Genomic DNA, 10,897 nt, shown 5'->3' with positions numbered 1-10,897 from the left:
AGAGCCTGTTTAAATTTGATACAATTATTTTACTTATCTAACATTTTTGTCACACTGAGCGGAGTCGATTGCTTTTAATATATCGAAAAACGGGTCTTCGACTACGCTCTCCACAGGAATCCTTTGGACAGACTGACATACCAATAATTTATAATAAAATTTAAACAGGCTCTAAGAATAATGAACTTGAACAAAAAGTTGCAACCAGTGTTTTGATTCTCTGCTTTTTCTGCTCAGTTCCAGGCAGGTCTGGAATACGGGAGGGATGGGTGCCTATGCGGCAAGCCAGGGCGTTGAAGGGCCTTTGTTGCCGCTTACCACAGGCGATCAGATCGAAAAGCTCAATGATTTGCTCATTGGGCACGAAAACAACATTAAGGATATATTCAGTCTGCATCAGGATCCGGTGGCCATGGGCTTCCTGGAACATGAGCTTGCACACATTACTAATGTGCTGCAGGATTTTGTGGGCTTTTTAAATGATATTGAAATTATTCCGTCTCATCAAGGTATTGACGGCGCGCTCAGCTAAGACACTGCAGGATGTAGCAATATGTCCTGTAGGTTTTTTTGGAGGTAGGGAATGCAGTGGTTTAGGGATGATGGGATAGACTGACAGTTTTTTGTGTTCCTTTTTGGCTGTCCCTTGCATTGAAAGATAATGTTTTGTCTTTGGTTGGCTAATCTTTGGACCTTTTCAATCTAATAAAAGTTATTAGACTACAAATGTCCTCGTTTTAAAATAAAAAGCCTATCCTTTTATATTTTATCAGGTTGCATTGTAGCTACATGTCAACTATGTTAATAGCAATTGCTTAACCGTGTTATTTAAAATTTGATGAATTGAGATCAATCAATGAAGGTGAGATACTAAAAAATCAGTAAGAAATTTGGTTTTAAAACATTTTTAAATTTGCCCGCTTTAGGTAAGAAGTTTTATTATATTTGCGCCATTAAAATAATGTTAGGCACATTTAATGCTGATTATTTTGATAATTAATTGCCAGATTGCCTTATGGCAATCTAAATAATATTGGTCCCGTAGTTCAACGGATAGAATAGAAGTTTCCTAAACTTTAGATATGAGTTCGATTCTCGTCGGGACCACCCCTTTTGCCAGTAGTTACGTATAACTGCTGGCTTTTTTGTTTGATGGGGCTTCCTCGTTTCGAAAATTAGATTGTCGTTTAACTGACTTTTTCTTGCCTTAGTTTGTCGCTAATGGCTCGGGCCAGGGTAAGCTTCAAGTTTAAAATTATCGTTGCGCTTGGACAATAATTTTGCTTTGAACCTTATTTTTCGGGTATCTAAAATAATATTTCAGTTTATTAACAACTGATTTGTAGGATTCTATTCTATAGCAACTAAATTTAGATTGAAGGTGGTTACAGATTCGGAAAAGTATTGGCCTGATTTTGAGACGATTTGAATCCTCAAATGTCAGGACACATCAAACTCTTATTATTGAAATTAAATCAAGCCGATATTGTCCATCAATACATATAGTGCTATTAAATTTAGATTTTAGCTATATTAGCAATACCCTTATAATGCAAAAAAACAACAACCATATGAACAAAGAAAAATACCCTCCCATTCAACTCAAAGAAGCTGAGCAACTCGCAAAAAACTGGAGAGAATATTACGCTAAGCTGTTGAACGCACATTTAAATGAAAACAAACAAAAAACAATTGTTGTGAATGTAGATTCGAACGGTTCAGATATTTTTCGTGGTTTTAAAATCCCGCTAAAAGACTTGAAAAACATTCTTAAGGTGGCAAAAAAATACAATAAGCAAAAGAAAAAAGCAGAAAAAATAAATGCAGTAAGAGCTTATTTAGCCATGGGAGAACCAGAAGGTGGCGAAAACAATGGAATTGTACACGTACTGCTGTTACCTGTGGCAGGCAACAAGGATAAAACTGTTCCTCCTGGTACTCACAGCCCAAAAGGAAGCGATCTTTTTACAAATGAAGAAGGCGACTCTGTAATCTATGATTTTACAACTCCATGCCCTAATATTTGCGATACAGACAGTCCATTATATAAGAAGATAGAACCAGAAGAAGAACATAAATAATGCGTGCGTCAACATTATACATGGGAGTGATTGTACCTGCCGTTATTTTATTGCCTATGTCGGTGGCCATTTATAAACGCAAGCTTTGGAACCTTACCGAAAAAATATTTTTTTACTATTTATTAATTGCCGCCCTATTCAATGCTATAGCTATCGTAACAGGTGCTAATGGAATTAACAATCTCCCTTTTCTGCACCTCTATACGGTAATTGAATTTTGCATACTTTGTGCCGTTTTTAGAAGTTTTTTTTCTGGTCAACCCGTACGTAAATTGTTGGCCGCACTAATGATTCTCTTTCCCTTAATGGCTATAAACTATATCGGATATACCAATTCTCTCTTTTTTTTCAATGTATTGCCTCGTTTCTTAAGCAGTCTTATATTGCTCTTGTTTTGTGTGTATTTTTTGATTTTTAATCTGAGCACAACGGAATCCAGCTCTTCTATATTTAATCTTACCATAGTTATTGCATTGTTACTTTATTTCTCTAGTTCATCTATTTTCTTTGCCTTAATAGAATATGTTCAGAAGAATAAAGAGCTTAATAGGCTGTTATGGATCATACATGCAACACTCGTTTTATTGATGTACCTTATTTTTACAAAAGCTTATCTAACCATAAAAAAATCGAAATGAACATGTATACCTATGTTATTGCAGGTATGGCTGCCTCATTTATTTTAGCTGTAAGCATGCTCTTTTTTTATTTGAGGTATAAAAAAAATCTTCTGCAACAACAGTACCTGTTGAAGGAGGCCGAGGTACAACATCAAACAGCCTTGTTACATACGATTATTTCCTCGCAAGAGAAAGAACGTAGGCGCATTGGCATGGATTTACATGACGAGGTCGGCTCTACTTTGGCATCTTTAAGGCTGACCATCGAAAATTTCACAGAGAACCATGCCCACGTTACAACTATAACTCAATTTAATGTGCAATGCAGGGCCATAATTGACAAGGTCATTACCAATACCCGAGACATTTCCCATAATTTATCGCCTATGCTAAAAGGAGCCCATGGTTTCTACGATATGGTGCATGATTATTGCGATAATTTGAACAGTTCGGGCAAAATACAAATTGACGTAATCTTTCAGGACAACAATGTCTTCGCAGGTTTTAGCAACAATGTAACCTTAGCTATTTATAGGGTAATTACCGAGCTCATTAACAATACCCTTAAACATGCTTCGGCCAAAAACATTTTAATTGTTTTCGCTGTAATCGACAATCTATTTATGATCAACTATAAGGATGATGGTATAGGGATTACAACCGAGGCCAAAAACAAAGGAATGGGCCTGCAGAATATAGAGAGTAGATTAGGAATGATTGGTGCAACTTATGAAATCAATTATGGTAACGACAAAGGCTTTCAAACTTCTATTACCTTAATTGTTTAATGTTTAAAACTGCCATGGATTATATTCGCATTGCACTTGTAGACGACCAACAACTTTTCCGTCAGGGAATAGCCTCTATTGTGCACCAAGATTCTGAGCTTGAATTATGTTTAGAAGCCGACAATGGCCACACCTTCATCCTTGAGCTTGAACAAACAGCAACATTACCCCATATCGCTTTGATAGATATGGAAATGCCTTTGATGGACGGCATGGAACTTAATGCACAGCTGCAACAACACTATCCGCAAATAAAAGTCATTATTTTATCTATTCATGCTAAAGAAAGACTGATTGCCCGCATGATCCAAAATGGGGCAAGTGGCTATTTAATAAAGAATTGCGATAAGGCAGAACTCATCAATGCGATAAAAACAACCTACAAAAGTGGCTTTTATATTAATGCACAAGTATTAAAGGCGATACAAAATGCTTCAGGGCAACCTCAGGAAATTAGAAATGAAATTGGCATTCCCATTGAAATCTCATCACGCGAAAAAGAAGTATTAACACTTATTTGCAAGGAGCACACCAATAATGAAATTGCCGAAAAACTATTTATTAGTCCGCGTACGGTAGACGCGCACCGCAATAACCTCTTGGCCAAAACAGGTTGCCGCAACACCGCTGGCCTTGTGCTGTTTGCTGTTAAGCATCATCTTTTTGAAGTCATCTCTTAAAAACCCTTCTTTGTTTTTCATTAAACATCCTTGCCAATAGGTCTTTTCCCCTATTTGCCAAACTAGGCTTTTCCCCTCTAAAAAGCGACCAAATCCTGCGGTTACTTTGCTTATGTCAAACACAGAAGCTTCAAAGAAACTGACAACGGGAAAGCCGAAAACCGTACAGAGTAGGCCTCATTCTAACAATAGAAATCATGCCAATAGTTACAGTTAGCAGTCAAAATTCGCCTAAAAAACATGATCCATCACCAATTGCCTGCAAAGCGGCATGCGGTGAACTGGACGAACGTCTTCAATTAGCAGGCGGCACCGCAACCTATGCTTATATCAACGACGGATATGCTGCCAGATTTACCATTAATAATCAGCAGGTAGCCGCTGATCAGATGACCACAGTTCTAAGATCCCAATTCCAGAACGCGTACACGGTAATTTGATTAAATGGGGAAGCCGAAAACCGTAAAAAGAGTAGGCGCTTACCAATAATAAACACTAAAACAATGGAAAAGCAACAAATCAATGAATATATCCGCGGTTTAAAATATGATCATCGCGAATTATTAAGCACAGTAGACAGTGCGCACCCAGAAACACTCCCGGGCAGAAGCCAAAGTACTTCGAACAGCGTAATTATTTGTACCAACACACCAAAAAAGTTGACCAAGGAAATTAGCGATATTTCTATCCTTTCTCCTTCTAATGGAGTTATTTATCCAGGCGCCCTTATTCTTGCCAACAGAAATCTCGCCGAAGGCAAGCCACAGGCAATTACCTTACAAAAATCGCCATTAACCTTAAGAGTAGACCTACCCGGGCTCGACAAGAATGGGATTAAAACTATTGAACAGCCAAAAAATGTAACTGTAGAAACCGAAATCAATAATATCGCGAGCTATTGGCAAGAAAACGTGCTCTCCAAAGGACAAGACCACGTAGCCCGTATGACTTATTCTGTGACTAAGGCTTATTCAGACAGCCAACTTTCCATAGATCTTGGCTTTAGTACTAAATGGGCCGATAACGAAATCAAAAACAAATTCCATTTTGAAAAAAAGACCAACAGTTCTACTACTGTTGCCATGTTTAAACAGATCTATTATACAGCGACTATTGATCTTCCTGAAACTCCAGCAACTGTATTTGGTGATAATGTAAGCTTAGAAGACGTTAAAGCGATCATGTCAAGCGAAAATCCACCAGCCTATGTAAAATCAGTAGATTACGGCCGTATTATCATGGTGCGCATGGACACCAATTCAAGCGAAACAAAATCAGATATGGAAAACACTATGAAAATGTTAACCGCTGGAGGAACAAGTATCGAAGCAAGCGCCAAAAACAAGTATGAGGCTATTGCAAGGAACTCCACATTTACAGTACTTGTTTTAGGTGGGGGCGCCAAAATCAGCAGCGATCTTTTTGGAGGCGAAAGCTTTAGTAAAATTCAGAACATCATTAAGGGCGGAATTCAATTAAACAAAGAAAACCCCGCCTACCCTATTTCTTATACGGTTAACTTTTTAAAAGACCATCAATTTGCTGTAATGCCTATGTCTACCGACTATGTAGAAACAGAATGTGTTGAATACCCTTCTGGTTATGTAAGAATAGTTCAAGAAGGCGGTTATGTTGGCAAATGGGAAGTAACCTGGAACGAAAAAGATGGTAATGGAAATAATGTTGGGCATCGATTTGACTCTGGCAACGTAACCTCACCATACCAAAGAACAGTAGATTTACCAGGTGATGCCAACAACGTTAGGATAAAAGCTTGGGCCAAAACAGGACTAGTATGGGATCCGTGGAGAGAAGCCATTAGTGTTGCCGAAAATGGACCTACTAACAAAACCTATAAGATCTGGGGCACCACCCTATCGCCTAAACACGGCATCTCATAGGACAATCATCCATTTGAAAACAATACCCATGATGGGTATACCAACAAAATCAAATAAACAATTACATCAGGGGGTAGTTTGAGCTCAAATTACCCCTACGTAAAAACAATAGATTATTTAACTCAAAAATGAAATTATGAGCATACAAACTACGGATAGAGACTTAGTCCTTCTCGGACATGGAAGCTACTCAGGAGGCGCTGTCAACATAAAACTTCCTGAAAATATTGACCTGTATATTTTACAGCCAATTGGATATACTTTGACGACCAATGTAGCCTCTTCATTAATAAAGCAGGTGAAAATTGATAAACTAACACTACATCATGACAACAATAGTGGGAATTCCACTATTTATCCTCCAACAATAGTATTTAAAGGAGGAGAAAATGCCCCCAACTTAAAATTATATGACCTTGGAAGTTTATCAGATTGGGGTAATCAAACTATTGGACAAAGAATGAATGTTGTTACCGTTAATAAAGAAACTTCACTTTCCGAATTAATTGAAACTAATGTAAGAATCAAAAAGGCAATAGAGCAACTATCCAAAAATGAGAAATTAAATTTATACTGGTCAGCCTGTGCTAGCCAGATTAGTGGAAATAGATGTGACCTTTATTAATAATGGGCAAGGCTGATTAAGTCACACAAAAGGTCTTAGGATTGAACCCAAGACCTTTCTCTATAATTCAATATCAGGCCTATTTGATAAGCACAACGATAAAAGAGAGCCTACTATCGTTCCAGTGCCACAAATGACACATACATAGGTGCGATAAGGTTTCCATTTCTCGGCAAGCTCATTGATCGTTGCTTTTAGCTTTTTGCGATCTGTTTTGTCAAGGTCAAACAAGGAGGCCACGGCATTCTGGAGAGGGAGAACCACTTTTGCTGAAACTTTAAAGGATCCATAAAAGGGAAAGCAGTTTGATTAATAATGCGTTCGTCTGAACACAATTGATTCACTTTAAATATGTTCTAGGGCTGAATTTTTTATCGTCGGGATCACTAAGTAAAAACATAAACCCTTGTTAGCTTGTTGCTTGCAAGGGTTTTGTGTTTGGATGCTTACAGTTTTACTTACACTTTTTTACCGAAATGCCCACACTGTCTTTTACCCTGTTTCTTCTAGCGTCCCAATTTTCAGGTAGGCAACTTGTCAAGACTTCTTTTTGACCTTACGCTCGTGGATATATGGAAGGATAATTAGATGTGACCCATCAGAATATTTCTTATGGGTATAATAGATTAGCTTTAAGCTGATTTGCATGGTGTAAATAGTAAATAACTCTGGTGTAAAAATGGTGTAAACAAAACGCCATAGAAAATAGAATTTTTACACAGAAAACTGTCCCAAAAAGTATTTTAAATAATTTAAACGATTGATAATGTGTTTGTTGCGATTAAGGATTGAAAGAAGGTTCAAATCCTTTATTTAAAATTAAAGCGTTTATTATCAGCGCTTTAATTGTTAAGTGGAGCCGAAGGGGGTTACAGTCGCACAACTATTGCCAATTTTAACCTACTTTGAAAGCTTGAAAGTTAATATTTAAATCATTTGTGTTGAGTCGTTTATGTTTTTTTGTCTTACTTCTGTATAAATATGGGTTACTTAATTCTGTCTTTTCACTTTAACGAATTCTGTGTCAGAATTTCATTGTTAAGCGAAATAAGGCTAAATTCCTAATGTTTTGAAGGTCACTTGTCGAACACTCAAATGTTAGAGAGTGAGATAAATTTTAAATAACATTAACTTTTAGAAATTTCTTAATTTCCAATACGTAGGAAAGATGGATTGCAATAGTATTAAGTTTAAGAAAATAGGATAATTTAGCACGGTGTCTACCATCTGAGGAACATATTTCATTGTTATGATTCGTATCTGTACCGTAAAGTAGATATTTGATATTTTAATAAGATACTCTTTGTCACCGCACTCCTTTCTTTTAAGAATGGATGATACTTTATTACATCATCATATGACACTTAAAGGGATTATAGACGTATCGTCGGCCTCTTCGATTTTGACGAAGTTCAAAGAATGTATGTGTTTTTTTTAATTGTGCGCTATGTATTAAAATATAATTTCGCTAGACTTGCATTATCACAACTAATCTCATCCTTTTTTTTGTTTTATGGGTAAGTTATTCGGGGTATTAACTATCTTTCCTATAATTTAAAGCGTTTGGCAGGGTGAAAAAATAACGTAATGAAGAAAGATACTGAAGATAGTATAATTTGGGATAATATTATTGGCGGCGATCAAAAGTCTTATCAAAAGATTTACAATAAATTTTTTGATATGCTGTATGAATATGGAATGCGTATCAACTATGATGAAGAATTGGTCAAAGAATGTATTCAAAATCTGTTTATAAAGCTTTGGGTAAACAGGCATACCATTCATTCAATCAGTAATTTTAAACCTTATCTGCTGGTATCATTACGGAGTGCAATTTACAACAGTATCCGCGATCAAAAAAGAGACCGAATAATTTCGTTAACAGGCGAATATACTTTCCAGCTGGAGTTTTCTGCCGAATCCGCCTATATAAAAAAAGAGATCGACAAAGAACAGGCTGCCAAGATTTTAAATGCGCTTAATAAGTTAAGCACCCGTCAAAAAGAGATCATCTTTCTTCGTTATTTTGAGGAACTGGATTATAAGGAAATCTCACAAATAATGAATATCTCCATAAAAGGGGGATATAAGCTTACTGCCCGGGCTTTGGATGCACTCAGAGATATCCTTCATGTTTCACTGCCAACTTTGATTTACTACCTGAAGTTAATGTCCTAAATTCATTACGGCAATCTAACAATTTAGCCATTTAGTTTAGTGTTTTTGGGAAGCTTATACTGTATTAAACATTCTTAACAGTACAATTGGACATGGTAAATAGCGTGAGTTCGGGATAAGAAACCTCATAACCTGAACCGAGGCTTTGGCGAGTTCATGAAAATAATTAAAAACATAACACTTTTGAATAAAAACCTGCGTCCGTGCCTGATGCACCTGACGTTTGTGTTGTGGCTAATTATTGCATCCCGCATCAGTCAGGCCGACTTAAGCAGAACGGGGAGGTATTACCCTGGCTTGAGATGGCCTAAATAGTATGGTGTTTATCCCGAGCTCATTAGATTTTATATCTGATTTTCCCTATGTTTTAAAATAATATAAAAATATTTATCCTTTTTGGGGTGTTTTTATTTTTTGTTGTGTCCTGTGTTAAAATAAAGTTAAGGACTTGAGCCATTTAATAGGCTTACATAGTTTGTAAATTAGATGGAGTTAAATGTAATTAATGGGTTTTAATATTTTTTAATCTTTGATAGCTTATACAGTAAGCCCGGAGATTACGCAAGTTCAATTGACAATTAAAAAATAATTCAAATGAGTTCAAAGCATAACCAATACACAAAGGAGGATTTCATGTCCGACAAATTCTTTTTGGAATACGTTAAGTACGCAAGTCCTGAGTCAGTGGCGTATTGGGAAAGCTGGGTGGCATCAGCTCCTGAGAATTTGGCAGAGATGCAGGCAGCTAAGATGGAGGTAAGATTTTTATTGTCAGCAAAAAGGATAGAAATTCCATCTGCCATTCGTGAAGAAGTTTGGGCTGCAATTAAAAACAAATGCGATGAAGCGCACAACTCGGTTCCGGATGTTGCTAATCAACCAAAAATAAGAACACTTTGGCAATCAATTGGCCGCATAGCTGTCGCTGCAGCCATCCTGGTTGGCATCGGGAGTAGTATTTATCTTTATCAACATCATACAGAATCAATAGCCAACAATAATCAAGTGGCTGCAGATGTTGCTCCTGGCGGTAACAAGGCAATGTTAACTTTGGCTGATGGCAAAAAGGTAATACTTGATCATGCTAAAAATGGCCTCTTGGCAGAACAAGGTAGTATTATGGTTAATAAAACTGCTGATGGACAATTAACCTATCAAGGTGACAATGGTAAAAATGGTGCAAAGGTGATGATGAATAAACTCGAAGTGCCAAGAGCAGGGCAATATGAGTTAACCTTGCCTGATGGTACTAAGGTGTGGTTAAATGCCGCGTCCACATTAATCTATCCGGCTGTATTCACAGGTAATGAACGTAAAGTAACGTTGATTGGAGAGGCATACTTTGAAGTTGCAAAAAATAAGGCCCTGCCTTTCCGCGTAATCAGCCATAACCAAGTGGTAGAGGTATTGGGTACACATTTCAACATTAAAGCCTATACTGATGACGCAGTTACTAAAACAACGCTGTTAGAAGGTGCTGTTAAAGTTTCGCAGCTTAGAACGCATAATTCAAAACTTTTACAACCCGGACAGCAATCACTTCTTCAATCATCAACCTATTCGCTTAGCGTTCAGCAAGCTGACGTAGAACAAGCCATGGGCTGGAAAAACGGTGATTTTATTTTCAAGAAAGAGTCGTTAACCGAAATTATGAAAGCATTAAACAGGTGGTATGATATTGAAGTTGAATATCAGAGCAATGTTAAAACCGACCAAACTTATAGCGGTTCAATATCACGATCAATGAATTTATCGGCCGTTTTAGAGAGGCTTGAGTCAACCGGTCAGATTAAATTTAAGATTACCGGTAAAAAAATCACCGTATTGGAGTAAAATCTGATATATATAAATTACAATAACTAAATATCATTAACTAACCGAATAAACTAACCAAATGCAAGAAAAATACTCACAAGATCCCTGAATACGGGTGGTTAGGCTAAAAAATAGCCGGAAATGTTGCAACATTCCCGGCCGTAAGTTTTGGTCTATTCATTAATCCCGAGGTTAATCGGGTTGCTTTT

At 37.0% G+C, this 10,897-nt stretch carries 10 protein-coding genes and 1 tRNA gene; all 11 read left to right on the top strand.

The annotated features are described in order from the left end of the window. Positions 1 to 265: 265 nt before the first annotated feature. The 11 genes from AW17_RS09755 to AW17_RS09705 all read left to right on the top strand — a co-directional run bounded on the left by AW17_RS09755 (position 266) and on the right by AW17_RS09705 (position 10,706). The gene (locus AW17_RS09755; protein ID WP_029275948.1) at positions 266 to 532 is read left to right on the top strand and encodes a hypothetical protein; all 267 of its coding nucleotides are present in this window, start codon (positions 266 to 268) and stop codon (positions 530 to 532) included. Between the two features lie 503 nt (positions 533 to 1,035). After that, positions 1,036 to 1,107, top strand: a tRNA-Arg gene (locus AW17_RS09750). Between the two features lie 464 nt (positions 1,108 to 1,571). Continuing rightward, complete coding sequence (locus tag AW17_RS09745; RefSeq protein ID WP_157280254.1) at positions 1,572 to 2,081, top strand: hypothetical protein; 510 nt, start codon at positions 1,572 to 1,574, stop codon at positions 2,079 to 2,081. After that, a complete protein-coding gene (locus tag AW17_RS24435; RefSeq protein ID WP_029275946.1) occupies positions 2,081 to 2,719 on the top strand; it encodes a hypothetical protein in 639 nt (212 codons plus the stop codon). Before AW17_RS09745 ends, AW17_RS24435 begins: the two co-directional genes overlap by 1 nt. Further along, complete coding sequence (locus AW17_RS09735; RefSeq protein WP_029275945.1) at positions 2,716 to 3,489, top strand: sensor histidine kinase; 774 nt, start codon at positions 2,716 to 2,718, stop codon at positions 3,487 to 3,489. Before AW17_RS24435 ends, AW17_RS09735 begins: the two co-directional genes overlap by 4 nt. Then, positions 3,489 to 4,169 (top strand): response regulator transcription factor, encoded by a 681-nt coding sequence (locus tag AW17_RS09730; protein WP_051691739.1) that lies wholly within the window; start codon positions 3,489 to 3,491, stop codon positions 4,167 to 4,169. The genes AW17_RS09735 and AW17_RS09730 overlap by 1 nt, the downstream gene beginning before the upstream one ends. A 197-nt stretch (positions 4,170 to 4,366) precedes the next feature. After that, positions 4,367 to 4,609, top strand: a complete 243-nt coding sequence (locus AW17_RS09725; RefSeq protein WP_029275943.1) for a hypothetical protein — start codon at positions 4,367 to 4,369, stop codon at positions 4,607 to 4,609. A 63-nt stretch (positions 4,610 to 4,672) separates the two neighbouring features. Next, positions 4,673 to 6,070 (top strand): thiol-activated cytolysin family protein, encoded by a 1,398-nt coding sequence (locus tag AW17_RS09720; protein ID WP_029275942.1) that lies wholly within the window; start codon positions 4,673 to 4,675, stop codon positions 6,068 to 6,070. Positions 6,071 to 6,206: 136 nt separating this feature from the next. Further along, positions 6,207 to 6,695: a putative adhesin gene (locus tag AW17_RS09715; RefSeq protein WP_029275941.1), complete on the top strand. Its 489-nt coding sequence runs from the start codon at positions 6,207 to 6,209 to the stop codon at positions 6,693 to 6,695. A 1,587-nt stretch (positions 6,696 to 8,282) separates the two neighbouring features. Continuing rightward, complete coding sequence (locus AW17_RS09710; RefSeq protein ID WP_029275940.1) at positions 8,283 to 8,873, top strand: RNA polymerase sigma factor; 591 nt, start codon at positions 8,283 to 8,285, stop codon at positions 8,871 to 8,873. A gap of 594 nt (positions 8,874 to 9,467) precedes the next feature. Beyond that, entirely contained in the window at positions 9,468 to 10,706 is a 1,239-nt protein-coding gene (locus AW17_RS09705; protein ID WP_083488673.1) for a FecR family protein, read from the top strand. Positions 10,707 to 10,897 lie beyond the last annotated feature (191 nt).

The sequence above is a fragment of the Pedobacter borealis DSM 19626 genome (assembly GCF_000708285.2).
Classification (GTDB): Bacteria; Bacteroidota; Bacteroidia; order Sphingobacteriales; family Sphingobacteriaceae; genus Pedobacter; species Pedobacter borealis.
The sequence above is the reverse complement of the archived record's forward strand: the minus strand, read 5'-3'. Positions and strand labels throughout refer to the sequence as shown.

Bases quoted from the DNA above. Each gene is read 5' to 3' on its own strand.
- AW17_RS09755 (WP_029275948.1), top strand. From the start codon at position 266: ATGGGTGCCTATGCGGCAAGCCAGGGCGTTGAAGGGCCTTTGTTGCCG.
- AW17_RS09745 (WP_157280254.1), top strand. From the start codon at position 1,572: ATGAACAAAGAAAAATACCCTCCCATTCAACTCAAAGAAGCTGAGCAA.
- AW17_RS24435 (WP_029275946.1), top strand. From the start codon at position 2,081: ATGCGTGCGTCAACATTATACATGGGAGTGATTGTACCTGCCGTTATT.
- AW17_RS09735 (WP_029275945.1), top strand. From the start codon at position 2,716: ATGAACATGTATACCTATGTTATTGCAGGTATGGCTGCCTCATTTATT.
- AW17_RS09730 (WP_051691739.1), top strand. From the start codon at position 3,489: ATGTTTAAAACTGCCATGGATTATATTCGCATTGCACTTGTAGACGAC.
- AW17_RS09725 (WP_029275943.1), top strand. From the start codon at position 4,367: ATGCCAATAGTTACAGTTAGCAGTCAAAATTCGCCTAAAAAACATGAT.
- AW17_RS09720 (WP_029275942.1), top strand. From the start codon at position 4,673: ATGGAAAAGCAACAAATCAATGAATATATCCGCGGTTTAAAATATGAT.
- AW17_RS09715 (WP_029275941.1), top strand. From the start codon at position 6,207: ATGAGCATACAAACTACGGATAGAGACTTAGTCCTTCTCGGACATGGA.
- AW17_RS09710 (WP_029275940.1), top strand. From the start codon at position 8,283: ATGAAGAAAGATACTGAAGATAGTATAATTTGGGATAATATTATTGGC.
- AW17_RS09705 (WP_083488673.1), top strand. From the start codon at position 9,468: ATGAGTTCAAAGCATAACCAATACACAAAGGAGGATTTCATGTCCGAC.